Annotated in this window: 23 protein-coding genes and 1 pseudogene; 16 read left to right on the top strand and 8 right to left on the bottom strand. The window is 35.1% G+C overall.

Annotation, left to right across the window (positions count from 1 at the left end; all coding sequences use genetic code 11):
• Positions 1 to 113: 113 nt before the first annotated feature.
• Together BKP56_RS02670 and BKP56_RS02665 are read right to left on the bottom strand one after the other, a co-directional pair.
• Positions 114 to 854 (bottom strand): ABC transporter permease, encoded by a 741-nt coding sequence (locus BKP56_RS02670; protein WP_072693599.1) that lies wholly within the window; start codon positions 852 to 854, stop codon positions 114 to 116.
• Positions 851 to 1564, bottom strand: coding sequence for an ATP-binding cassette domain-containing protein (locus BKP56_RS02665; RefSeq protein WP_072693598.1), 714 nt, complete (start codon positions 1562 to 1564; stop codon positions 851 to 853). The genes BKP56_RS02670 and BKP56_RS02665 overlap by 4 nt, the downstream gene beginning before the upstream one ends.
• An 85-nt stretch (positions 1565 to 1649) precedes the next feature.
• Here BKP56_RS02665 and BKP56_RS02660 point away from each other — a divergent pair, with 85 nt between their 5' ends.
• On the top strand, positions 1650 to 2396 hold the full coding sequence (locus tag BKP56_RS02660; protein WP_232226922.1) for a polysaccharide deacetylase family protein: 747 nt from the start codon (positions 1650 to 1652) through the stop codon (positions 2394 to 2396).
• Positions 2393 to 3358 (top strand): ABC transporter substrate-binding protein, encoded by a 966-nt coding sequence (locus BKP56_RS02655; RefSeq protein WP_072693596.1) that lies wholly within the window; start codon positions 2393 to 2395, stop codon positions 3356 to 3358. Before BKP56_RS02660 ends, BKP56_RS02655 begins: the two co-directional genes overlap by 4 nt.
• Positions 3359 to 3538: 180 nt before the next feature.
• Here the strand turns inward: BKP56_RS02655 and BKP56_RS02650 are convergent, their stop codons facing one another.
• The gene (locus tag BKP56_RS02650) at positions 3539 to 5917 is read right to left on the bottom strand and encodes a hypothetical protein (protein WP_072693595.1); all 2379 of its coding nucleotides are present in this window, start codon (positions 5915 to 5917) and stop codon (positions 3539 to 3541) included.
• A 16-nt stretch (positions 5918 to 5933) separates the two neighbouring features.
• Positions 5934 to 8000 carry an efflux RND transporter permease subunit gene (locus BKP56_RS02645; RefSeq protein WP_072693594.1) on the bottom strand — a complete coding sequence of 689 codons (2067 nt, stop codon included), beginning with the start codon at positions 7998 to 8000 and terminating at the stop codon, positions 5934 to 5936.
• Positions 8001 to 8150: 150 nt separating this feature from the next.
• Between BKP56_RS02645 and BKP56_RS02640 the strand changes: the two genes are divergently transcribed.
• From BKP56_RS02640 to BKP56_RS02620, 5 genes are all read left to right on the top strand, one after another.
• A complete protein-coding gene (locus tag BKP56_RS02640) occupies positions 8151 to 8720 on the top strand; it encodes a TetR/AcrR family transcriptional regulator (protein WP_072693593.1) in 570 nt (189 codons plus the stop codon).
• A 101-nt stretch (positions 8721 to 8821) separates the two neighbouring features.
• Entirely contained in the window at positions 8822 to 9685 is an 864-nt protein-coding gene (locus tag BKP56_RS02635) for an alpha/beta fold hydrolase (protein WP_072693592.1), read from the top strand.
• A 33-nt stretch (positions 9686 to 9718) separates the two neighbouring features.
• Positions 9719 to 10318, top strand: a complete 600-nt coding sequence (locus BKP56_RS02630; protein ID WP_072693591.1) for a class I SAM-dependent methyltransferase — start codon at positions 9719 to 9721, stop codon at positions 10316 to 10318.
• 28 nt (positions 10319 to 10346) lie between these two features.
• Positions 10347 to 11222, top strand: a complete 876-nt coding sequence (locus BKP56_RS02625) for an LEM-3-like GIY-YIG domain-containing protein (RefSeq protein WP_072693590.1) — start codon at positions 10347 to 10349, stop codon at positions 11220 to 11222.
• A 24-nt stretch (positions 11223 to 11246) separates the two neighbouring features.
• Positions 11247 to 11906 carry a DUF998 domain-containing protein gene (locus BKP56_RS02620; protein ID WP_072693589.1) on the top strand — a complete coding sequence of 220 codons (660 nt, stop codon included), beginning with the start codon at positions 11247 to 11249 and terminating at the stop codon, positions 11904 to 11906.
• Between the two features lie 66 nt (positions 11907 to 11972).
• Here the strand turns inward: BKP56_RS02620 and BKP56_RS02615 are convergent, their stop codons facing one another.
• A complete protein-coding gene (locus BKP56_RS02615) occupies positions 11973 to 12593 on the bottom strand; it encodes a DapH/DapD/GlmU-related protein (protein WP_072693588.1) in 621 nt (206 codons plus the stop codon).
• A gap of 115 nt (positions 12594 to 12708) precedes the next feature.
• On the opposite strand from BKP56_RS02615, the gene BKP56_RS02610 reads away from it, so the two are divergent.
• From BKP56_RS02610 to BKP56_RS02590, 5 genes are all read left to right on the top strand, one after another.
• Complete coding sequence (locus BKP56_RS02610; RefSeq protein ID WP_072693587.1) at positions 12709 to 13896, top strand: NAD(P)-dependent oxidoreductase; 1188 nt, start codon at positions 12709 to 12711, stop codon at positions 13894 to 13896.
• Between the two features lie 166 nt (positions 13897 to 14062).
• Positions 14063 to 15382 carry an IS1380 family transposase gene (locus tag BKP56_RS02605; RefSeq protein WP_072693356.1) on the top strand — a complete coding sequence of 440 codons (1320 nt, stop codon included), beginning with the start codon at positions 14063 to 14065 and terminating at the stop codon, positions 15380 to 15382.
• 442 nt (positions 15383 to 15824) lie between these two features.
• Entirely contained in the window at positions 15825 to 16748 is a 924-nt protein-coding gene (locus BKP56_RS02600) for an alpha/beta hydrolase (protein ID WP_072693586.1), read from the top strand.
• Positions 16749 to 16782: 34 nt separating this feature from the next.
• Positions 16783 to 18195: a hypothetical protein gene (locus BKP56_RS02595; protein WP_072693585.1), complete on the top strand. Its 1413-nt coding sequence runs from the start codon at positions 16783 to 16785 to the stop codon at positions 18193 to 18195.
• Entirely contained in the window at positions 18192 to 18863 is a 672-nt protein-coding gene (locus BKP56_RS02590; protein WP_072693584.1) for a DUF6320 domain-containing protein, read from the top strand. The genes BKP56_RS02595 and BKP56_RS02590 overlap by 4 nt, the downstream gene beginning before the upstream one ends.
• A 58-nt stretch (positions 18864 to 18921) precedes the next feature.
• On the opposite strand, the gene BKP56_RS02585 is transcribed toward BKP56_RS02590, so the two are convergent.
• Together BKP56_RS02585 and BKP56_RS02580 are read right to left on the bottom strand one after the other, a co-directional pair.
• On the bottom strand, positions 18922 to 19422 hold the full coding sequence (locus BKP56_RS02585; protein WP_072693583.1) for a kinase: 501 nt from the start codon (positions 19420 to 19422) through the stop codon (positions 18922 to 18924).
• A 381-nt stretch (positions 19423 to 19803) separates the two neighbouring features.
• On the bottom strand, positions 19804 to 21255 hold the full coding sequence (locus BKP56_RS02580; protein ID WP_072693377.1) for a DDE-type integrase/transposase/recombinase: 1452 nt from the start codon (positions 21253 to 21255) through the stop codon (positions 19804 to 19806).
• Between the two features lie 202 nt (positions 21256 to 21457).
• Between BKP56_RS02580 and BKP56_RS02575 the strand changes: the two are divergent.
• From BKP56_RS02575 to BKP56_RS02565, 3 genes and pseudogenes are all read left to right on the top strand, one after another.
• A pseudogene (locus tag BKP56_RS02575) lies at positions 21458 to 22124 on the top strand (aspartate/glutamate racemase family protein).
• 13 nt (positions 22125 to 22137) lie between these two features.
• Positions 22138 to 23031: a LysR family transcriptional regulator gene (locus BKP56_RS02570; protein ID WP_072693582.1), complete on the top strand. Its 894-nt coding sequence runs from the start codon at positions 22138 to 22140 to the stop codon at positions 23029 to 23031.
• 120 nt (positions 23032 to 23151) lie between these two features.
• Complete coding sequence (locus tag BKP56_RS02565) at positions 23152 to 24093, top strand: NmrA family NAD(P)-binding protein (RefSeq protein WP_072693581.1); 942 nt, start codon at positions 23152 to 23154, stop codon at positions 24091 to 24093.
• 77 nt (positions 24094 to 24170) lie between these two features.
• On the opposite strand, the gene BKP56_RS02560 is transcribed toward BKP56_RS02565, so the two are convergent.
• Positions 24171 to 24605, bottom strand: a complete 435-nt coding sequence (locus BKP56_RS02560; protein WP_072693580.1) for a GNAT family N-acetyltransferase — start codon at positions 24603 to 24605, stop codon at positions 24171 to 24173.
• Between the two features lie 259 nt (positions 24606 to 24864).
• Here BKP56_RS02560 and BKP56_RS02555 point away from each other — a divergent pair, with 259 nt between their 5' ends.
• A complete protein-coding gene (locus BKP56_RS02555; RefSeq protein WP_072693579.1) occupies positions 24865 to 25848 on the top strand; it encodes an NAD(P)H-quinone oxidoreductase in 984 nt (327 codons plus the stop codon).
• Positions 25849 to 26188: the final 340 nt, after the last annotated feature.

The following is a 26188-nucleotide window of genomic DNA, read 5'->3' as shown; positions in this document are numbered from 1 at the left end:
TGAAGTGTAAAAGCCAAATAAAAAATCAACAGCACAATTACGCCTTGTCTGTCTACATCGACAAGAGCAGTAGCTGTGCTGTTCTTTGTTTTTATTACTACAATTCGTTTTTACTATTCTTTATAAGAAAATCGTTCTAAAGCGTCGATTGCTCGAAAAAAGAAAAATCCCAGTAAAGCAATGCAGAATATACCTGCAAACATTTCAGGATAATCCATTTTAGTCCAGGCACTCAGGATAAGGTACCCTAAACCGTAATCTGTAGCATAATTTTCTGCAAAGAAAAGAGAAGCTAAAGCAATACCAATGCTGACGCGTAAGCTAGCAAGGATATTTGGAAAAATAGCAGGTAGAATCAAATAGCGAATTTGATGCCAAATGCTGGCTTGAAAGTTAACCATAATTCGTTGATAATTTTCAGGAATCATCTTAGCTCCATCTCTTACTAAGATAATCACTTGTAAAACAATAATAGAAAATAGTAATAATATTTTAGAAAAGTTTCCTAGACCCCAAAACAGCATGAAAACGGGTAGAAAAGCAACTTTCGGTAATGGGTACAAAAAATATAGCAAAGGAGAGAGTAAATGGTCAGATCTAGGAAACATACTCAGCAGAATTCCGAGCGGAACGCCAGTAATAATAGCTAGTAAAAGAGCAATGATAATTCTTAAACTACTAGCGAGCATATGTAATCCCAGTAATTCTCTGATTTCCCACATTTTGATTATTGTTACTGTAGGGCTGGGAATAGCATGATTATTTGAAAGAATAAAAAGTAGGATCCATACACTCAGATAAGACAGCACACCCAAAAATAATGAATAGAAAAAATATGAATATGATTTTTTCATAGTTGTCTCACCTGCTTTCTTAATCGGATGCAAAACTCATAAAAACCGAGCGAGTGGCGACGATTTTCTCTCCCGAATGTTGGATTCTCTAATTTGTTTAATTGCTGATTTGCGACTAGTATAATTTCTTGACCTAGATAGGCAGCTTCTTCAATATCGTGGGTAACAATGATCATGGTATTATTCCTTTTATGCTGTTCATCTAGCAGGCGGTCTTGAATTTCTTCTTTTGCTTCTTGATCCAGCGAAGAGGTTGGTTCATCTAAAAGTAGAAATTTTGGGTCTAGTGTTAGTCCTTGAGCAATAGCCACTCTCTGAAGCTGGCCACCACTTAAAGCGTTTGGTCTTTTATAAGCTAATGCTTCTAATTCAAATATTTTTAAAAGTTCTTTTACTCTGGAATCTGTCTGCTCTTTGGAAATATTTTTGATTTTCAAGGGTAGAGCTAGTGCTTCAGAAACAGTTAACCAAGGAAAAATTTGATTATTCTGAAAAATAGTCAACATTTCTGACTTTTGTACATTTTGATAAGAGATGGTACCAGACTGAGGTTTTTTGAAACCTGTCAATACATCAAGTAATGTACTTTTTCCGATGCCAGATGGTCCTACTAAAGTGTAGATTTTGTTATCTTCAAAGTGAAAATCAGTATTTTTAAATATCTGATTCTGTTCATAAATAAAATTTAAATTCTTGATGATAATTCCCATAGAATATTCGCCTTCAATCTAATTTACTTAGTTTAATAGTACACAATTATGTTATACTATGGAAGGAAAAAAGGAGGATAATTCATTGTTTACAACATTAGTATTTCATGAAATTCGTTCCAAAAACGAAATTTCTTTAGGTCAGAGACCTATTTCAGTAGCAGATGGGTATAAGGATAGTTTACCGATGCCATTATACAATAGCCTTGATTATTTTTGTGAATTATTGAACTACTTGAAAGGAGCGGGGTACCATTTCTTATCGCTTGATGAAATAAAAGGATTTTATTATGAAGATCAGAAATTACCAGAAAAATCAGTCTTGATTACATTTGATGATTGTTATCAATCTCAGAAAAAATATGCTTATCCGGTACTTAAAGAAATGGGCATTAAGGCAGTATCTTTTGAACCAACGGGGTGGATTTTTGAAGAAGAGCAGCCTTATAAAGAAAACTTTTCTCAAGTATTAAGTTTTAAGGAATTGGAAGAAATGGCAGATATTTTTACATATGCTAACCATACTCATCATTTCCATCAACGAGAGGGAATAGAAAAAAGTCGAATAATGTGGGAATCAGAAGCATCATTTATTCGAGATTTAGAAAGTTGTAATCAATATGTGGAAGAAAAGGACGTATTTGCTTATCCATTTGGTCTATATAATCAAAATAACGTTCAGACATTGTTGAATTCACATTTCAAGCTAGCTTTTACGACTGAACCAGGAATCAATACTAGTAGTACACCGCCTTTAGAGTTGCATAGAAATATAGTGATTGAAGGTTTACCGATAGATAAATTTAGAGAAATGTTGGGAGAACAAAAATGAAAAAATTAATAATGAGCTTACTTGCTTTTCTTACAGCAGGTAGTTTAGCAGCTTGCGATACACAAGAAAGTAATGAAACAAACGCTGCATCAAAAGATGAAGAAAAGGTAACAGGAGAAACTATCCGCTTTGGTGTTCTGCCAGCTGAGTCAGCTATTCCGATTATATTAGCAAATGAAAAAGGATTCTTTGAAGAAGAAGGAACCAATGTTGAAATAGAATCATTTTCTTCACCAAATGACCGTAACGTAGCTATACAATCAAAAGAGTTAGACGGTACAATCAGTGATGTTATGACGGAAGCAACCTTTAAGCAAAATGAAACAGATATGACAATCACTTCTGGCATTCTAGAAGATTTCAAAATTCTGGCATCACCTCAGTCAGGAATTACAGAAATGAAAGAACTAGCTAATAAGAAAATCACTTTGGTACCGAACTTTATTCTAGAATATATCATGGATGTTTTTGCTGAAGAACAAGATTTTACTTATGAGGTGGTTGATATCCCTTCATTTTCAACTCGTTCTGAGGCTTTGTTAAAAGGAGAAGTAGATGCAGCGGTTTATACTGAACCACAAGCCAGCATGTTGGCTGAACAAGGTGCTGTGATCCTGGGTAGTTCAAAAGAGTCAGGAATTAATGGAGGAACGATTCAGTTCATGGATAGTGTTTTAGAAGAACGACCTCAAGATATTCAAGCATTTTATATTGGTTACAATAAAGCGATTGATTACATGAATGAACATGATGCAAGTGAATATGCTGATATCTTATCAAAATATCAGTTTCCAGATGCTATGAGTACGTATTTGGATACCCAGAAAGAAAACTATCCGTATGCTAAAGCGGTTGATCAAGACCAGTTTGATCAAATCATTGAATGGACACAAAACAAAGAACAGATCGAACAAACCTATACGTATGATGAGTTGACAGATTTCAGTTATTTAGAAGAATAGTATAGAGATAAGTCGATGAGATCTACGTATTTGATGATTGAAATTATGAAAAGTCAATTAAATTTAAATACCGCCCAATCCAGATTTAGATTATCAGGATTGGGCGGTATTTTTATTTATTACTAATGTTGTCTCAATTTTTAATTTGCAAATTTAAGTGAGCGTTAGTTGAATCTGATTTTAAGTAAATAGATTCAAGAGTTTTTGCCATAAACTTACATGTTCTTCAGAGCTGTTGTCAGTAGTTTGATCTTCTGTGTCTTCTTCTTGGGCACGATATTGGATGACAAATTGAACATTATCGACATGATCGTTTCGATCGTCCATATAAGATTGAACCTCATAATCTGAATTAGAAAATTCTTCAATAGCGTCATCTATTTTATCTTTAGTTTTATCTGGTAAACCTGCTGTTTCATTTTGAAGTTCTGAAGTCCCTTCAGCTAATTCATTTGCTCCATTGGAGAGATCAGTTGAACCGGCCTCTGCTTCACTAATCCCTTCAGATAAATCATCTACTCCAATAAATAAATCTTGAGCTCCAGATTGTAAAGCAACTGTTCCATTGTAAAGTTGGCTTATTCCTTCTATAAATGCAAGGGAACCAGTATGAGCATCGTCAATTCCTTGAGTTAAATTATCTGCTCCCTGATTTAATTGCGTAGCACCATCAGATAACTGATTAATTCCATTTTCAAGAGCTTCGCCGCCATTTATAAGACTGGTAGAACCGCTATCTAATTGTTTGCTTGCAGCTGTGACTTTATTTATTCCGTTAGCAAGCTGGTGAACGCCTTCCGTATAATCCTGTACACCTTGATCAAGAGATGAATAATTTTCAGTTAACTGATCGACACCTTCTTGAAGAGGAGCAAGTTCGTCAGATAAGCCAGCAATTCCAGTCACAAGCTCATTGATAGCAGTATGAAATGCTTGATAGTTATTAATTAACTGGGTACTTCCACTTTTTAGAGCACCATCTTCTTCCACTTGATTATGGATACCGTTAATAAGTGAATCACTACCAGAGATATACTGTACATTAACGTTTAAAAGCTGTTTTGTCTGGTTTAGGGTAGTTGTTAACTCATCTACTAAAGCTTGTTCAATTAATCCTTCTTCAACTAATGGTTGAAGGGTCTTGATTTGATTTTGTAAAGTTTGAATTGATTCTTGATAATTTTTGTTCTGTGCAGCTAAATCTGTAGGTGCTAATCCAGTTTCTTTTAGCGTAGAATCATATTGATCAATAGTCTGATCCATTCCAGCTATACCATTATCGAGCGCTGATAATCCAGAACCAATACCATCTGCAGCTTCACTTAATTCTGATACATCATTGAATGCTACTTCAATATTATCCACTTTTGCTTGCATTGTTTGTAGGGCTTTTAGTATCAACGCTGAATTTTCGGTTAATGATGCAGATTTACCATCTAATGTATTTAAACCTTGTTCTATTTCTCCAAGGCCACTTGATAAATCAGAGATTCCATTATTCAAATCATCAAGCCCATCAAAGAATTGAATAGATTTTTTATTCAATTCCTGGCTACCTGCTTCAAGTTGATTAGTAGATTGAGCAAGCTGATTGCTTCCGGCATCCAAAGTACCTAGACCAGATGCAAGATTTCCTGACTGTTTATAAGCTTTACTCGTACCTTCTACAAGTAGTTGACTTTTACTGGATAGTTCACTTGTCCCATCTGATAAGCGGTTGCTTCCGTCTAGGAGCTGTTGGATTCCGCTAGTCAAGTCAGTGCTACCGTTATTTAAAGCTTGTGCGCCACCATCAAGTGTTGTAATTCCATCTTCCAGTTCTTGTAAAGGATCTGTAAAAGAAGATATATCAAATAAATCATCTCCTAGGGCTAGACTAAGGGGAGCACCGTTGATTGACCAATCCAGTTCTTCTAGTTCAGTTGTTTCAACTGTGAAAGAAAGTGGATCATCTTGCCCAGGTAGTACTGTCCATTGAACTTGCTGTTTATTTCCGGCAGTACTGATGATTCCATTCTCACTTTTTAGGTTATAGTGAGTATCAAGGTCTAGCGAAGTACTGATCTGCAAAGCATAATGATCATAAAAATCCATTAATTTTTCATTGGACTCATCAGTAGGTGAAATGGATACTTGAACAGTAACTTGGCCGCTTTTACCAGCGACTTGATGAGGATCAACTGTTTTTCCATCTAAAGTATAAGAGAAATCAAATGTCCATGGTAATTGTTTATCTGCTACTTCACCTTGAGTGAATACTCGGTTTTCGTTGGTAAGAATATGGGCTTCTTTATTAGCGTAATTTAAATCAGAATCTTTAGTATTGAGTAGTCGCAGTTCATTATAGTTCCCAAAGTCTTCAATTTCATTTGCATCATCCATCTCGAAAAGATTTGTTACATACATTTCTTTTAAGTCTCCAGAAAGATCAATCGTAGAGTAGACTAATTCTTCTTTTGAATAATTGGACTCATCGCTATTTTCCTCAGCCATTACAGGAAAAGTAATAGAGCTAGCAGCGATATAAAGTGAGCTTAAACCAATAATTGTTTTTTTCATTTTTAATTTTCTCCTTCTATTTTTCAAAATTTGTATTTAAGGTTGTTTTTTCGATCCACTTATCTGATATATATAGTAGGATCGGCAAACCAAAAAATACAACTAGCATAGATAGTAACGTTCCTTGAGCTAATAAATATCCTATTTGAGCGGGCACTTGATTAGTGGAGAATATTCCAAAAAGCAGTCCTGCAAAAGTCATAATAACTCCAGAGACTAGGATGCTTTCTCCAGATTTTTCTATTGAAGCTAGAAGTGCTTCTTTTTTCGAGTGTAAATGCCGTTCTTCTATATAACGATCTGTCAATAAAACGGCGTAATCTACGGTAGCACCTAATTGCACAGAACTTAAGATTAAAAAGGCAATGTAAAATAATGCACTTCCTCTAAAATAAGGGAGACCCAAATTGATCCAAATAGCAGCTTGAATACTCATAACGAGAATAGCTGGAAGAATCAGAGATTTAAAGGCAAACATAATGACGATCAGTATGCCAATAATGGAAGTGATATTTACAATACGCTGATCCGAACTGATGACATCTTTTAAATCATAAGTCGAAACACTATCTCCTGCTAGAAGATAGTCTTCACCGAATAAGCTATCGGCTTTCTCTCTAATGGTATCAATCATCTCAAAGGTTTCAGTGCTTTCTGCTGGTAAAGAAGTTTCTATAGCCATTCGTGTGTAATCTTCTGAGTGCAGCATTTCTCTAGTAGATTCAGGAACATATTGGATAGGGATAGCCCAGCCAACTTCATTTGAATAAGCTTCTACCGCTGTAATATCTGAAAATTCATCCAAGGCTTCAATCATTTCTTTTTCACTTTCTTCATTACCGTTAGGAATCATTAAAGCCATCAGATTTTCATGTCCAAAGTCTTTTTCAATAGCATTCTGTTCTTGCATGACTTTATTGTCTGATGGAAGCCACCTAGAGTTTCCGTAATAGAAGTCATTTTGATGTTGAGCGAAAAAAAAGACACCTGCAAATAAAATTATTAATGGGACAGCTACAAAACGAACCTTATATACAAGGTTAGCTAAGGGCTTCAAAGACGGAATAAAAGAACGATGCATAGTTTTTTCTAGTAAATTTGCACAGACTAAAGTCATCGCAGGTAGGAAAATAAACACGGAAAGAAGGCTAAAGATTACCCCTTTTGCTAATACAATTCCCATGTCTGCTCCTATTCCAAATTTCATTAATATTAAAGCAGCAAAGCCGATAACGGTCGTTAATCCACTAGATAAAACAGAGCCTAAAGAATTTTTTAAAGCTTTGACCATAGCTTCTTCTTGAAGGAGACCCTCTCGACGATACTCCTCATAGCGATGTAGTAAGAAGATAGAGTAATCAATCGAAACACCTAATTGTAGGATAGGGAAAGCATTCTTAGTAACAAAAGAAATTTCACCTAAAAAGATATTGGTCCCACTATTAATTAAAATGGCTAATCCAATCGTACCTAAAATTAAAATGGGTTCTATCCAAGAGGATGTAGAAAAAATTAATACAATAAAAGCAATAATAACAGCAAAACTGATCGTAGAGTATAAGTCGACACTAGTATGCTGATCCAGTTCGTAATCTTGTACGAGCTGCCCATCCATTTTTCCTTCTTTACCGATCACATTTCTAATTTTTTCAATCAGTTCATCTCGTTGTTCGTTACCATCAACTTCAGCGGAAATCGCCATTAAGGCTTTGCCATCTTGATAGTAGTCTTTTACAGTCTCTTGATCCATTAATTCAATCGGTTTCTCGAGATCTTCATGATCATCTAGCCAATCAACAGAATCAATATGGTTGATCTCTAAGAGCGCTTCTTTCACTTTGATAGCTTCTGTTATATCCGCTTCCTCAATCATTACACGAATACTGGATGGTTGGGGTGGGAATTCTTCTTTCATCACATCTATAGCTTGGGTGGACGGAGAAGAATTGGGTAAATAATCTGTCATATCATTATTAATGCCTACAAATCTTGCTAAGAATATGGATATAATTCCTAATAAAGCGAAGGTATAAATAATTGTCTTTCTATAATGCACAATCGCTCTAAATAATCTTTCCTTCATACAATCTACTTCTTTCTTGTTATTTTGACAAATGTTGAAATTTGAACTAGTGTTAATTATAGTAGCTAATGATGAAAGTACAACATACAGTCACTGTCCATTTGTTGAAATTTAAACAAATAAAGTGAAAGTGTTGAAAAGAGGAAAAAAATGACTGAAAATCGAAGTGTACAAAAAACAAAAAGAAATTTGAAAGATGCATTGATTTATTTCTTGAAAGAGAAATCAATTCATCAAGTTAAAGTAAAAGAGTTAACAGAGAAAGCGGAAATTAATAGAGGAACTTTCTATTTTCATTATTCTGATATTTATGAACTATTGGATGAATTGGAAGATGATGTTTTTACAGAATTAGAAAAGATGTTTGACCAATATGATGAGAATCTCTCAAAAGAAATTAACCCTGCATCTTTGCTAGATGTCTTATTTTTTAGCTTGTCTGAAAAGAGAGATATTATCTATATTCTTTTAGGGCCAAACGGTAGTCGCTCTTTTTCTTCAAGAATAGATGGATGGGTAGACTATCATTCTCGTAATATTCTACAGAGCGCTTTTCCTGAAGTTGAACCAGAGTATCATCGACTAGTTTCTGCTTTTCTAATTCGTGGAGTAATCGGAACTTTCAAAACATGGTATGAAACCGGACAAAATCAAACCCATCAAGAGCTTGCTGAAATCATCAAAAAAATTATAGGAAACACTGCGCATAAGGAAGGATAAAGTGTTATTGGATGGATTTTTTTCTCTTTTTATTATAATAATAGTATAGAAAAGTAATGAACTTTAAGCATCCTGACTAAAAGCGAAAGGAAGCAGTGAATATGGAAAAGATAGAGCACGTATATGTTGAAACGAATGGTATTAAGCTGCATGTTGCTCAAAAAGGGCCAAAAGAGGGTGAAGTAGTCTTGTTACTTCATGGATTTCCAGAATTCTGGTATGGCTGGAAACATCAAATAGCAGCTTTGGCGGGAAATGGGTTTCGAGTATGGGCTCCTGATCAACGAGGTTATAATCTAAGTGATAAACCAAAGAAAGTTAGAGAATATCAGATGGACTATTTGGTTGAAGATATAGTTGGATTAATCAAGCAAACAGGAAAGGAAAAAGTATTTCTTGTGGGTCATGACTGGGGTGGCCTTGTTGCCTGGAAAGTGGCGAAAGAATATCCAGAGCTGATTAACAAGCTGGTCATTTTAAATGCTCCGCATTTATCCGCAATGAGTAAACATGTTAGAAAGCATCCATCGCAACTTTTAAAAAGTTCTTACATTCTTTTCTTTCAGTTGCGAGGGATACCAGAAAAAATGGCTAGTCGATCAGATTGGCAGCTAGCAACAGAAGCAATACAGAATACAAGTAATGAAGGAACATTTAGCAAAAATGACTTAAAAGAATATCGACTGGCTTGGTCTAAGCCAAACGCAATGCAGTCGATGATCAACTGGTATCGTGCCAATTTAAAATTTTTTGCCTCTGCTAAAGTAACAGACCAGATTACAGTACCGACTTACGTTATCTGGGGGAGGAAAGATCAATTTTTAAGTTGGAAACTGGCTGAAAAAAGTCTAGAGTTCTGTGATCAAGGCCAAGGAACCTTACTAGGAGAATCTACACATTGGTTACATCATGAAAAACCGGAACAGATTAGCCATTTAATTACTAATTTTATCAGTGCAATATAAAAAATAAAAGAACATAGAGAGGAATGATAAATAGTGAATGAGAACATATTTGAAGATATGGCTAAGAGATATGATACGCCGGAAAGAATCAAGTTAGCAAATATTATTAGTAAGGAAGTTAGTGGACAATTAGCAGATAGTCAAGAAAAAACGATGATTGATTACGGAAGCGGAACGGGACTGATCAGTGTGCAGTTAGCGCATGAAGTATCTGAACTGATCATGGTGGATTCCTCGAAGGAAATGTTGAAAGTCGTAGATGAAAAAATAAAACAAAGTAAATTAGAGAATACCCGAACCTTACTAGCTGATTTTACGCAGGAAGTACCAGAAATTAAAGCAGATATTGTTATGATGTCATTGGTGTTACTGCATATTCCAGATACTAGAGCAATATTGCAGAATGTCTATTTTGTTTTAAACAAAGGCGGCAAACTAATCATTGTCGATTTTGATTATAACGAAAAGGTTAAACACCCTAAAGTCCATAGTGGATTCAAACGGGAAGAATTGAAGAGACTTCTTTCTGAAATAGGATTTCAGTCTAGTGAAATTAGAAACTTTCATCATGCGAAAGACGTGTTCATGAATCAGGATGCGGATGTGTTTATCGCGATTAGTCAGAAGAATTAACAGAAAAATAGGCTGAAGAAGGAATATCATGAAGGCATTTACTCAGGAAGTTATAGATCATTTACAATATTATGTTTATGCACTGGTAAATCCAGACGATAAAGCAATTTTTTATATTGGTAAAGGGAATAAAAATAGAGTATTTTCACATGAGTTTGAAAGTACGACTGAACAGAATGTTTTACAATCAGAAAAAATTAGTATCATAAACTCAATCAAAGAAAAAAAGCTAGAAGTTGAAAAGTACATTATTTCTTTTGGATTAAGTGAAACAGAAGCTTTTCATGTAGAGAATGCACTCATTAATTTCATGAAAATAATTGATGAAACAAAAATTTCTGTTTCCAAGTTAGCCAATATAGTTAGCGGACATCGTTCAGATAAGCAAAAATTATCACTTCAAACTTTTGGAAGAGTTGAAATACTTCAGTCTTCACTTAGTCCGGAACCTGTAGATGTTAATCAATTAAGAGGGTACAAGATCATGTTTGTGAAGATAAAGCCTACTGAAGATTTAATAGATTCCAGCAAAAATTTATCTCCTGAGAAAATGTATGATCCTAATTCAAAAGCTTTAAAACTAAGAACATTGGGCGATTGGTCAATAAGTAAACAAAAAGCTGATGAAATCGAGTATATTTTTGGAGTATATCCTAACAGTGGTATGATTGTCAGTGCATATAAGATACCAAAAACATCTAATAGATATGTAATCAAAGAAAATGTTACTCAAAAAGGTAGAAAGCAGATTCGATATAATTTTGCTGATTCTGGAATAGCTATCAATGAAATAAATGGGATTGAACTATTTCCTAAGCACATAAAATTTAAGGGATATCATTTCGTAGATGAATCTGGTAATCCTAAAAGAGTTCAATCACCGTTTACTTATATTGGCTTTTAATTAAGAAAATCAAGGAGTAATTAAATGGGGAAATTCCTTTCAAAAAGAATTCTGATGGGTGCTATATTATTTATGTTGGCTTCTAGTGTTTATCTAATTGCAGAAGCCATTTCTGCTCAAGCTTGGACTAATCCGGAATACAGTTACAGCTTTCATTATATTAGTGACTTAGGTGTATCTAAAAGACTGTTGATTGATGATGGGCGAGAAGTGTATTCTCCTTTAGCAGGAGTCATGAATACAGGGTTCATATTATATGGAATTCTCTCTGCTGGTAGTTATATTGCTGTCCTTCCTTTGATAAAAGATAAAGCAAAGTGGTCTGTATTAGGTTTCGCACTCATCCAAGGAGTCGGAAATGTTCTTGTGGGTCTTTTTCCGGGAGAGACTTACGACTATGCGAGTATGCATATTATTGGAGCAGCAATGGCGATTGTAGGAGGGAATTGTACTTTATTATTAATGGGTATATATCTTAAACTGAAAAAACAGGGGTATATAGTCAAAGCAATCGCATTACTGTTAGGTAATTTTGGTCTAATCATGTTAGTTACATTTTTATTAACTAATGCCGATCATTCTGCGGTGTTTGAACGGTTATCGGTTTATACGATGACAGCATGGAATCTGATATTTGGCTTTTGGCTAATTAAAAAATATAAAATCCAGCAGTATGCCCTTTAATAAATAGCGGATAAGTAAAAAAGCACTTATTACCATTTTGTAAGTGGAAATAAGTGCTCTTTTTGATTAGATGAATTTTTCAACAAAGTCTTCAATAGGTAGTTTTAAGTCTTCATAATGTTCTTCAAGCTCTTTTCTGGACCAGTTCCACCAATTTATTTTGAGAAGTTTTTCCTGGATTTCTTTCGGAAATCTTTCTTTTAGTGGTTTGGCAGGTATGCCTCCAACAATTGTATAAGGAGGAACATCTTTAGTAACTACGGCACCTGCACCGATGACGGCTCCGTCTCCCACAGTAATGCCAGATTGGATCGTTACGCCGTGACCGATCCACACATCATTGCCAATCGTGGTAACTTTTTGTCTTCTGCCTTCCAAAAATTGGGAATCTTTATTTGGGAAGCCATAACCATCGCCGTTATAAGCAAATAAATGCTGAGAAGGGCGTTCGTAAGGATGATTGGTTGGTCCAATTCGAACCATATCAGAAATACTGGCAAATCTTCCAATTACAGAATTTTGAATGTAGCAGTAACTTCCTGTATAGCTATAACCGCCAATACTAGAATTGTCTACACTGTTAAATGTTCCTAGTTCCACATACTCTTCAAAAGTGGTATCTTTTACTTGACTATGGACTCCAATGACAGGACGATCAGGATATAATTGTATCGTTTCAATGTGCATTCCAAACACCCTCCTAAACTTTTATTTTAGTGTAACCAATGATAGAATAAAAAGCAAAGTGGAATAGAGGCTATAAAGTTTTTTGTTGAAGAAATCCTACATAGGAGACGATAAAATGTATGACATAAAGGTAATCGATTCTTTCACTAATAAGCAGCTTTCCAGATTAAAACTGGCTAAAGCTTATGTTAAAGATACAGATGAACCGCATGGAATTATGGTTAGAAGTTCAACTGTTCCAGATTCGCTCATAACGGATAAGTTGCTGGTCATCTCCAGATCAGGAGTTGGTGTCAATACAATCAATGTCGAAGCCTCTACAGAGCAGGGTGTAGCTGTTTTGAATACACCTGGAGTGAATGCTAATGCAGTAAAAGAAGCAGTAATTAGTACACTTTTTTCAGTGGTTAGACCGCTCACTAAAGCTGCAGAAATGGTTCAGACTCTTAGTGGAGAAGATATCTTATTGCAGGCAGAAGCGAGACGGGAAGAATTTATCGGAAGAGAACTCCAAGGAAAAGTCATTGGCGTAGTCGGATTAGGTGCTATTGGTGTCCAAATTGCAAGAAGTGCTTATGATTTGGGGATGGAAGTTTTAGGATATGCCAGACGAGATCAAGGGCTAGATTTTTTAGAGCAAGTAGATTTGGATGAATTATTACGTCAGTCACATTTTGTAGTGATTGCTCTTCCTTTGACAGAAGGAACAAGAGGGCTATTATCTGAAGAACGGTTGCGACAAATGAAACAGGGAGCTTATCTTTTCAACTTTGGCAGAGGACCAATCGTTGATACAACAGGTATGCTTGCAGTTTTAGAAGAAGATAGCTTAGCAGGGTATTATACGGATTTTCCGGAAGAAGCTTATTTGGGGAACGATAAAGTCATTATGTTACCGCATATTGGCGGGAATACACAAGAAGCTTTAGAAGGAGGAGAAAGACTAGCAAGAAAAGCACTCAGTGATTTCCTTATTTATGGAACAGTCAGAGATTCTGTCAACTTCCCTTCAGCTAGACAGCTTTTCCATTTACCTTATCGAGTGACTCTATTTTATAAAGAAACGATGGATATCCTACCAGATATTATGCAGATTTTTAATCAGTTTGATTTGAGAATAGGCGAGATGATGACGAATCGTAAAGGTGAATGCGTATATGTTTTAATTGATCTCGACAATGATCAGAGCCAGATAGAAAGAGCTATTGAAAAAATAGAAACCATCAATGACATTAAGAAAGTAAGACTGTTAAAACGTCCGCAATATAAAAAGCGTCGAAAAGTTAAAAAAATAATTAAATAATAAGTTAAACCTAGATAATTCATACTTTTGCTTGAATCGTGGAAACACTGCCTAATGGCAGGCACTATGATACTTTTATTGTTTCACCTGTTAAGTGATGAAAAAAGAACTCCATTCTGATATGGTAAAGGTGTCGAAACCAACCATAAGAAAAGGAGTTCTTCTAATGACTAGCTTACACAAAAAACAGATTAAATTCAATTCTAACATTACCATTTCGCATACAGGTGGACGCTTATCTAGTGATTCCGGTTTGGTCTTAGTTAAAGAACTAATGAATACCTTTGGTTTCTCTGATTTAGCTAAACGACTACTTCACTTAAAAGAAAATCGTGCTTACTTCATACATGATAATCTAGCAATTTTTGAGCAGCTTATTATGCAGCTAACGGCTGGTTATTCGACAGACTCTTCGGCTAATATATTAAGACATGATCCAGTATTTCAAGTTATTCTAGGTAGAAATCAGTTAGCCTCGCAATCGTCGCTTTCGCGATTTCTAGACCGTTTTTCAGAAGAGAACTTAGATCAGTTACAGTCATTAAATCAATCATTAATTGATAAAGCGCGTCTGATTCGTAATGATACCGAGTTGATCATTGATATTGATTCAACACACTCAGATACCTTTGGAAATCAAGAACAAACCGATTATAATGCCCACTATCAAACTTATGGATATCATCCTCTAGTTGCCTTTGATGGACTGACTGGAGATTTCTTAAAAGCTGAACTACGTTCAGGAAATCAATACACATCTAAAGGTGTAAAAGCTTTCATAGAACCTTTACTGCAGCATTATAATCACTCCTTACCGAATACCGACATACTCGTTCGTGGAGATAGTGGATTTGCAACACCAGAGGTGTATGAAGCTTGTGAAGCCAACAATAGCCACTATGTTATTCGTTTAAAGAACAATAAAAAAGTGAGTCAACTAGCTGAAAAATCAGTTCTATATGGTGAAAATCAGAAATGGGAAGAGAGAGAAGTGCAGTACTTTTCAGTACCTTATCAAGCTAAGTCATGGTCAAAACCTCGTCGTCTCTGCATTCGTTCTGTTCGAGAAGGAGGAGAACTCCTTTTTCAGCATACATTTATTGTGACAAACCTATCAAAAAATGTATCCCCTGAAGTCATATTCTCTCTTTATGCCAAACGTGGAACGATGGAAAACTTTATCAAAGAAGCGAAAGCAGGATTTTATTTTGATAAAACCGATAGTCCACGCTTCTTAGAAAATCATGTAAGGATGTTAATGAGTTTACTCGCTTATAACCTCATCAACTTTTTAAAGACGATTGGGTTTGATGAACGAGATAAAGGTCTGACTGTTCAATCCATACGACTGAAATTACTTAAAGTAGCCGGGAAACTTGTCCAAACAGGTAGGCAAGTCTATCTTAAACTGTCTAGTTATCACGTTTATCATAAAGAATTCTATGCTGTCTTCGACCGCCTGAGGCGGTCCCATTCATGGGTATAAACTAAGCGGATACTATTTTTTTAAGAGAAAAGTTCCAAGGGATAAGTGTGCCCAAAATTATACAAAAGTAATTTTTGGGCACTTACAAAAATGAAAAGAGTCTTTAAAAAGATTGTTTTGGGCAAAAGTTATCAAAATAAATAAAGCGAGAATGATTTTTTTAAGAGATTTACTTAAAATACAGAGTTATGAATTATTCAGGGTTAAAAAACATTTTATAAGGCAAAGAGGATGATAGTATAGTCTCTTTGCTTTTTTAACTAAGAAAAAATAATGTCAGCGAGTATGCGCGATGACATCTGAATTGATCATTTAATCTTAGGTTCCTGCGCTAATGAGCATTAGGCTTTTTCTATCAACTATAGTATTTTTTTGTTTTCAGTGTCACTATAATCTTTTCATGCTAAACTAAAGAAAAGTTAAAAGGCAAAGAGGTCAAAATATGAATCCATTTTTCAAAATAATTTTAAAGTTGTTATCATCACCGAGGATAGACATTCAAGAAGATTATCAATCAATAAGAAAACTACAACAAATTTTTTATGCTAAGCCCAAGAAAACATATCGGATATTGGATGATCAGATTTATTCTGAAGATCGTTCACATGAAATTGGAGTTCGAGTATTTCAGCCAAAGGAACAAAAATACAGTGAGCCCATTTTGTACATTCATGGTGGCGGCTGGGTTATAGGTGATATTGATTCCTACACAAGAGCCTGTATTAATCTGGCAGATACATTGGGACGCACGATTTATTCAGTAGATTATCGACTAGCTCCGGAATATCCTTATCCGGCTGGCTTAAAAGACTGCTTTCGAGTTGCTGAAATTCTACTTGAAAAATTAGAATTTACTGGACCAGGAGATGTATCTAAATGGATTATTATGGGGGATTCTGCTGGTGGTAATCTAGCCGCTGTCGTATCTTTATTATTAAGAGATAGAGGACTGACGATGCCTTATAAACAAGTATTACTTTATCCTGTCACCTATTGGGATCATTCTGAACAGTCACCATTTAAATCTATAAGAGCCAATGGACATGAGTACGGTCTGACAATTGATAAAATTCAGAGTTACATGAAACTGTATGTCCCAGATGAGACAGCCAGAAAAGATTACCGGGTTGCACCTTTGATGGCAGACGATTTATCGGAACAGCCGGAAACGCTCGTCATTACTGCTGAATATGATCCACTATGTGATGAAGGTGAGGCTTATGCAAATGCTCTATTCAAAGCGGGTAACAAGGTGAGGCTGCATCGTATCAAAAATGCTGTTCATGGATTTATTACTTATCCAAAATTCGCTGCCCCCTTAGATGAAGCCTATCGAATCATGAACGATTTTTTAACGCGTACATAATGAGAAAGCTTAAATAAAGAGGTGGGAGAGTCTGATGGAGAAACGAAAATGGGTAAGGCTTGATAATGCTTCTAATATTTTTCTGGCAGCTAAAAATAATGTGGATACTAAAGTTTTTCGTTTGAGTGCTGAATTAAAGGGGGATATTAATCCTAGACATTTACAGCGAGCTTTGGATAGAGTTTATGAACAATACGCTTTGTATCATAGCGTACTTAGAAGGGGAATATTCTGGTATTATTTAGAAGAGAGCGAATTAAGGCCTGTCATAAGGCCTGAGACAACGTCCCCTTGCGCGACTATTTATCATTTTGACCGAAAAGAATTGTTATTCAGAGTTTTGTATCATAAAAATCGTGTGCACTTAGAAGTGTTTCATGCACTATCTGATGGAACAGGAGCGCTGTGGTTTTTTGAGGACCTAATTTCTGAATATGTATCGTTCAAATATCTTGAACCAAGTGATATAGAAAAAAATCCAGACCAAAAGAGAATAACAAATCAGTCAGAAGATAGTTTTGCACGGTATTTTAGAAAAAGTAGACAAAAGAATTTTACTAAAGCAACTCTTTCTGCGCTTGAAAAAATTTATCTAGATAGAGAAGCAGACAGGGAAATAAAATCAAATAAATTAGAGCTGTCCACAGATGATACGACTAATGAGTTAGAAACAAATAGAGGAAAAAATAAGAAAGAACAGCATATCTACCGTATCAAAGGAACTAGAACGCCGGATAATCGAATGCGAGTGATTGAGCTAGAATTATCATTGAAAAAAATAATCGAGCTTGCAAAGCAATATAATGTTTCCCTTACAGTTTATCTGATTGCTTTATATATCATAGCTGTTTATCAAACTAAAGAAGAAAAATCAGGAAAAGCGACAGTGACAATTTCTGTACCCGTCAATCTCCGCCAATTTTTTCCTTCAAGTTCTGCTCGGAATTTTTTCACGACAACTCATTTAGCCATAACTTTTGAAAATGAGAGAGAACTAGACCTTGCAGAAATATATCAGGAACTTTCTAGACAATTAAAAGCACAGACAAGCCCGACATATCTGGAAAAACGAGTGAATCGATTTATTTCATTCGAGTTAAATCCGTTTATTAGAGTAACCGTCCGACCATTAAAAGACTTAATTTTAAAATTAATTAATCTTTCTAATAATAGAAATGTTACAGTTGCAATGTCAAACTTAGGGAAAGCAAATTTCCCTACTGAAGTCCTACCATATATACAAGGTATCTATTTTCATACTTCAGCAATTCGTCCACAGTTTTGTATGATCAGCCATGAAGATTGCCTCACCCTAAGTTTTACAACGCCTTTTATAGAAACAGATATTCAGAAAAAATTTGTGGAATTACTGACCGAACAATCTATAGAGGTTATAGTGGGAACAAACAGGGTGACTAAAGAAGAATTGGAGAGCCAAATAAAATGAAACAATGCATACAGTGCCATGCGAAAGTAAAAGGTGATTGGGATGTATGTCCTCTTTGTCAGAGCCCTTTTGCTGAACAGAAGGAAAATGAAGAAGAAAACCAAGGACCATTTCCAGTTGTTCCTTTACGATTTAACAGAGAGAAAGTTACTAAACTGCTTTCACTAGTGTCTGTTTTGGTTATTGTGGCTTACTTTATCATACAATGGTTCTGGTCTTTTCAGGTTTTTGGATTAGACTATGTTTTATTTGGAATTATGAGTATGTGGATGGTCGTCTTGATTATCATTCGTAAGCGTCGAAACATAACCAAAGGAATCGTTTATTTAATTATTTTTTTGTCTGTAATTAGCCTGTACTTTGACTATTCAAATGGATGGTCAGCCTGGTCAATAACCTATTCAATTCCTATTATTTGTACTTTTGCATTGATTGCTATGTTTTTAGCCATCCAAGTCGTACGTCTTGATACTGGAGATTATGTGCTCTATCTTCAGGCAGCTGCATTGTTAGGGCTTATACCTTTAGTTTTTTTATTCCTTGGCTGGACAACCCATCCTTTACCAAGTTGGATTTCATTTTTGATCAGTACTGTAATGTTCTGGTCAGTTATCGCTTTACATGGGAAGCAAATCTTGAAAACGTTAAGAAAAATTGTAGACGTTTGATTTTAAATAGATAGTCATGAAAAGGTGCTGAATTTTTTCAGCACTTTTTTCAGATAATTCAGTTTAAAAGGTTTAAATCCTTCTTGATTTTATTTAAAATCATTGATAAATCATCTGTAGCTGTTAACGTTTGTTCATTTAGAAAGTCTATGTAATCTTTCTCGTTCCACCAACGACGCATTGCTTCTTCACCGAATTCCTGAGTTTTATCTCTAGTTTGATGCCTTCTTAAAGTTTCTTCAAAAGTAAGTTCAAAATAATAGGCAGCAGCTTTTTCTTCGCAGATTTCAACTAACTCCTCGAACATTTTAAAATACCAATCGCTTTTAAAAATCCCTTCTACAATAATATAAGGGCAAACGGTTTTTCCGTAACGAACCATATCAGAAATTAACGGAATAATAAGCGAGTTTGGTCCATCGGGCGTCCGCATCGTGTCTCTTCTAATTACATCTTGAGAGAGAAGCATAGTATTTCTTCCAAGAAGTACTTGCAATTCTTTAGCTAAAGTCGTTTTCCCGCTTCCAGAATTACCTCTGATAATAATCAGTTTCGTCATAACGTCCTCCTTAAATATATTTTCTATTTGATAGTACCATTTTGCAATAAAAGTTAAAATTATAAAAAGTATGATTATTTTTAGAATTTTTAAAGTGAAATAGAAACATAGGTTTTAATTTATATATTTTTAAAGTAAAATTGGTAAAAGAAAGCGTTTGGAATTTGGTAACTCCCAATAATCTATGAAAAATTATGTTTCCCAAATTTCTCGTTGCTCGTATGATGATTTCTGTCGATGAAGGTAATATAATCCAATCATTGTCTGGATTAAACAGCTTTATAACAGATCCAGTAAAGCAACGAGAAGTATAAGAAGGCATGTTTAAAAAACTTCGTTTTTTTGAAGTTTTTCGAGATATGTAAAATCACTTCTACAGTATTAGTCCGTGTACTGTAGAACACTGTTCCCGAAAGATAATAAACGGATCCACTTGTCGGGCATTGTTTTTGCATCATCATGGACGAATGGAATCCTCACAGGAACTTCGCCATCTAATGACTGATGTGGACGTAGAAAGTTGAAGCAGGCAGTAAAGCAAGCGACATGAGCACGTGCACCATTTTGAGATTTAAATCCATGGGTACCACGGTAATTGCCTTTGTAAGTCCGGTTCAATCGTTCGATGATTTGTTTAAGGGGCCTATATTGTCTAGATACTTCGTCCTCGTTGGTTAAACCAATGACTTGAGTGATATCGAAGTTCAGGCCGTGTTGGGCCAGGAAATGTTGTGCCAGTTTGTAAATGGGGTTTCCGTCAACGATGAGGTTTAAATCCTCAGGGATTTCGCTAGCTATATAGTGGTCGAGCACATCGTGAATGGCCCTGATTGCTAATTCAGTATTGCGTTTTTCAGACACTCTTTGGGATAAGATGATTTTATTCTTTGCATCGAAGAAGTAACAGATATAGTGCCATTTTTTCCCGACACGGATGTAGGTCTCGTCTCCACAGATCTGATCAGAAAGATCATAGGGGTAGTGTTGAGTAAGGGTGTAAAGTTGAGCCCCTGCTGCTGCCGCGTAGTTTAATATCGTCTGTCTACCAATCTTTACTCCGTGTATGTCGTAGATTAATGCGGCAACCTTAGGTGCAGGAAGGCCGTAATTAACGTGGTAGGTCAAAATCTCACCTAATAATCGAGGTGAGGCATGAATGCGACTTAAGTCAACTGGCGATTCAATCAGTCCATAGGACTTGATGTCCTCGAGTTTTAAATTAAACTGACGATAGACGTATCGTAGCTTTAAGTAGTATGGTGCGACAGTATAGAGTTCCTTTTGCTCCTCACTCAACTGGTTTAACGCCTGAATATAATAAGGACAAGTGTCGTTTTTACACTTGTAGATGTCGAATTCAGACCGTTGTTTAATCTTCTCAAGACACTTCTCACAGTGAGGACATTTGAGAATGACATCTTTAGAGTAATGATTCTTCGAATTAAATAAAGCACAACAGACTTTGCACTGATATTGTCCGTGCACACCATTATTCTTATAGAGATAGTTATGGGGCGCATGACACTTAGCGCAACGTACATTTTCAGGAACTTCAGAAGATGACTTGTGGCGACGAACAGGTTTGATCGGTTTACCTGCTTCCACGGCCTGTTTTAGAAGGTATTTATAGTCCGCCCGTTCAAGCTTTACAACTTTCGGTGGGTCATCAAGGGTCAATTTGTTGTAATCAAGCTTTGTGATATCGGTCCCTTTAGGTGGTCGATCACCCGCATCTTCAAGCCAAGTAATATAATCGTTTAAAAGTTGAATTAAACTGTTTTGCCACTTGATTTTATTAACTAAATACATGATAATCTGAAGTAGATTAGGCATCTCTTTTCACTCCTTAAGTGATGAATGTTTGTTTTAGTGAACTTCATTTTATCAGATTAAGGGGGGGAAGAGGTGCCTTTTTGTATTTTAATTGATAGAGCAACGATAGTTGCATTAAAACAACACGAAAAAACAAAAAAATTGGTAATTACTTGGAATTTATAGGAGGATTATAAATGAAAAAATAGGTTTAATCGGTGGAATGAGTTGGGAATCTTCAGCTGAATACTATCGTTTAATCAATGAAAAAGTAAAAGAAGAATTAGGGGGGGCTTCATTCAGCAGAGTGTATAATGTATAGTGTGGATTTTGAAGAAATTGAACATTATCAAATAAATGGAAAATGGTATAGGGCAGGAGAAAAATTAGCTGACGCAGCCCAGTCTTTAGAAAAAGTCGGGGCAGATTTTATTGTTCTTTGTACAAATACAATGCACAAAGTGATTGTTTCAATAGAAGAAAAAATCAATATACCTATTTTACATATTGCAGATGCTGCAGCCAAGGAATTGAAAAAATTTAATATAAGAAAAGTTGGTTTACTTGGAACAAGTTATACAATGGAGGAAGACTTCTATATTTCTAGAATAGAAGAAAGTGGATTTCAAGTCGGTATTCCATCTGAGGATAAACGAAATAAGATCAATGAAGTGATTTTTAGTGAATTATGTCTTGGTAAAATCAAAGTGGAATCACGTGAATATTTTAAAAAAGTAATAGAAGAATTAGCAGAAAATGGTGCAGAAGGTATTATATTAGGCTGTACAGAAATTGGATTATTGATTAAAGAAAAAGAGTCTAGTATTCCAATTTTTGATACGACAACTATTCATGCAATGGAAGCAGTAAACTGGGCATTGAAAAAGTAAAGAAGGTAAAGAGATGTTAGATAAAAGGATTTTATATTTTTTAGCAGTAGTAGAAGAGGGTTCTTTTTCAGCAGCAGGGAAAGCTCACTATATCACTCAATCAGCTATTAGTCAGCAAGTAGCTTCTTTAGAAAATGATTTGAATATTCCTTTATTTGATCGTACATTTTATAAACCAAGACTAACAAAAGCAGGAGAAAAATATTATACTTTCTGCAAAGATATCCTATATAAAGAAGTTGATGTGTTAAATGAGATGTACAAACTCGCAAACGCAGAAGAAGAGATACTACATATCGGAATTACTGGGCCGTTAGAATCAAAACATTTACCTAATATTATTGTTCGTTATGAAAAGTTATATCCGGAGAAAGTAATCAAAGTAACAAAATGTAGTTTTTCATCAGGTGTTGATCAACTTCTGAGTGGTGAACTAGATGTAGCTTTTGGAATATCAAATGATCTTTCTTATCATACCACTATAGCCGTAACAGAATTAATCAAACATAAAATTTGTGTGATATGTTCACCCGAACATCCATTAGCTGAATGCAAAAGTATTGATTCAAAAGAGTTGAAAAATGTTCCAGTGGTTTCATTATCGAAAAAATCAGGACCTAATTTCTATGCGGATTTTATGCGGTCATTTAGAGAAGATGGATTCACTCCTAATATTGTGAAGTATGTAGACAATTTAGACGAGCTTATTTTGGATGTTAGATTGAACCGAGGCATTGCGTGGACTAGCAAAGAAGTAATTAATGAGACAGACAAAGTTCATATTTTAGATATTAATGATTCCCACCATGGAGCAACATTTGCGGTAGGTAGAAGAAAAAGAAATATTCGAGAAGATGTAAAAGTATTTATAGAGTTGTGTTCAGACTATTTTAGTACAGTATCTTAATAAGTTTTACTAATCATTACTATTAGAATATAGTATCTTTGATTCTTTTTATAGAGTGTTATACTAAAATCGTATTATTGATAAAAGAATCACAAACTATAGGTAAAGGAGTCGATTCACATGACAAAGTACATTGTAACAGGGGTAGACGGAAACTTTGGTGGTTATGTGGCGCGGAATATAACTAAATTAACAGATAAAGAAAATCTGATTTTTACTTGTCCTTTTGAAGAAGGTTTGAAGGAATTTAAGGATAAAGGATTTGATGTTCGTGTTGCGAATTTCAACCACCCGGAAACGTTAGAAGAAGCTTTTAAAGGTGGAGATGCATTACTGATCATCTCAGCTCCTTTTGTTGGAGAAAAGAGACAACGTGCTCATAAAAATGCTGTAGATGCTGCGAAAAAAGCAGGAGTAAGCAGAATTCTTTATACTTCTCTAGTGAACGCTCAAGATCCGGAAAATCCAAGCGTAGAAAAAATTGATCATGCATTTACTGAACAGTATATTGAACAATCTGGATTAGATTATGTATTCTTGAGAAACTCTCAATATGCAGAAGCAATGATTACAATTTATTTGAACTCTGCCGAAGCAGATGGTGTACTTGCTAATAATGCGGGTGATGGAAAAATGCCATTTATCTCACGAAAAGATTGTGCTAAAGCTGCGATGTATGCATTAGTAAATGATGATTTAAAAAACGAAATCATAAATGTAAATGGTGCTGAATCATTGACGATGAGTGAATTTGTGGCAATTGGTAATGAACAAACGGGAAATAATGTTACTTACAAAGCTACTACCGATGAAGAAAACTATGCTGTTTTTGATGCATTGGGTGTTCCGCGTACCACAGATGGTGAGTTTCAGAAAGATTCTCCAGCTCCTTACTCAAGTGACGGTATGGTAACCTTTGGACAAGCGATTCGTGAAGGAAAACTATCTACTTTCACAAATGACTTTGAAAAATTAGTTGGGGAAAAACCAAGAACAGTAGCATACATGTTTGCACGTGCAGATGAATATCAAGTAGGACAAAGAAATTCAACAGATAACTAACAATTGGGGCGATTATTAAATAAGTAAAGAAGACTTATGAGAGGCTAAGTCTTCTTTTTTTTACAAAGGAAAACTTGTTAAAGAAATTTAACGAACCTTTTCTGATATTTGTTAGATTCAGATCCAATATGTTCATAAAACTTATGAGCTTCAGTTCTGATTTCACCGGAGTTTAGTCTAACTCCGGTGAGTCCTCTAAGCAGAGCTTCTTTTTCCAAAGCTTGCATTAGAACTTTACCAATGCCTTTTTTATGATGATCCTTGTCTACTGCTAGCGCCATGACATTAAACATTGGTTCTGCATAAAGTGATTCATAAATTTCTGCATGGACGTATCCAATAGTATTAGCAGTTTCTTCATCCTCGTATACTGAAAAATAATGATGGGTACTGTCATTTGATAACTTCTTAATCTGCTGATTAACTAGATCAATAGATACTTCATAACCTAATTCTTCTATATTGATTTTCCTAATTCTTTCTGCATCAGAAAGCCTGATTTTTCTTAACATATATCTATCTCCCATTTTTATATGTAGTTTAAAATAGTTTAACAGATACCGAAATTAAATTATATGTCTAATTGATTCAACTTTAATTATAAAATTAAACAGTATAATCTATATTGAGGAATGAATATAAAAAATTGACTAGTTCTAATAATAGAAGTACCCTTTAAATATAGGAACTATTTAAGTGAATTTAGAATGAATATCCTTTCTGAGATAGTAGGAAGTAAATAGTATAAAAAAGTAAAGGAGCTCGACTGTATTGCGTGCATGGACGATAAAAGAACCTGGTTCAAGAGAACAATTAATAATAGAAAATAGGGAGAAACCAGAACCGAAAGATGGAGAAATTCTGATAAAAGTAAAAGCAGCGAGCATCAATAGAACGGATACTGTGACAAGACAAAATCCCTCTCTTGCTACTCCATATCCTATACTTGGAGTAGAAGTAAGTGGAGTAGTTGTTGAAAATCACTCCTCTGAATCCAAATTAAATCCGGGAGCAAAAGTTGCTGGACTAGTTAATCATGGAGGTTATGCCGAATACGTTACGATGCCTGCAGATCGTGCAATTTTATTCCATGATTCACTGACGATGGAAGAAGCTGCTGCAATTCCAGAAGTATTTTTAACGGCTTATCAGACACTGTATTGGTTAGGAGAATTGAAACCCAAGCAGAGAGTACTCATTCATGCTGCTGGCAGCGGAGTAGGGACAGCCGCTATACAACTAGCGCGGCACTTAAGTGACGCTTTTATATTTGCAACGGCAGGTCATAATAATAAATTGTCTGTAGCTAAGGAACTAGGAGCAGATCATACCATTAACTATAAAAAAGATTCCTTTGATGAGATTGTAAACAGCGTAACCGATAATAAAGGAGTTGATGTCATTTTAGATTTCGTAGGGGCTTCTTATTGGGATAAGAATCTATCCAGTTGTGCGTTGGATGCCAGGTGGGTATTGATTGGGGCATTAGGTGGAACGGTTGTAGAAAAAGTCTCACTTATGAAATTGATACAGAAACGAGTTTCTTTGAAAGGAACACTGTTGACACCTAGAAGTGACGAATATAAAGCTGAATTGACTAAAGAATTTATAGACAATGTTATGCCTTTGATTGAAGAGGGTAAGATAAAACCAATTATTCATTCTGTACTACCTTTTGAAGAAGCAAAAGAAGCACACCGTCAAATGGAGGACAATGAAAACACAGGCAAAATTATTCTTAAAGTATCAGACTAATTATTGGTAAGCACTATATATTTGAAAAATTAAATACTAATCAAAGACTGCTTAAACTTTTGTCAAAGGTTTGAGAAGTCTTTTTTTTAATCATCAGTTATAGTTTCGATGAATAAGTCTTGCATGAAAAAAACTGTAGAAATAACGGTTGATTCAGTTAAGAAATACGAAGTGCAGTATAATATGATCCCAGGTAAGAAACCAGCTCTAAGTAACCATTAAAGTAAATGTATATTATTTCTTAAAGATTAAGAAAAAAGTATGATTTTTGAATATTTTTCTATATTATGTTAACCTGATAAGTGGAGTCTGTTATCTGACTAGCGTGGATCGTTTTAAA

Origin of the sequence: Marinilactibacillus sp. 15R, from assembly GCF_001895285.1 — a bacterium.
Taxonomy (GTDB): Bacteria; Bacillota; Bacilli; order Lactobacillales; family Carnobacteriaceae_A; genus Marinilactibacillus; species Marinilactibacillus piezotolerans.
This window is presented reverse-complemented; position numbering and strand designations above follow the sequence as displayed.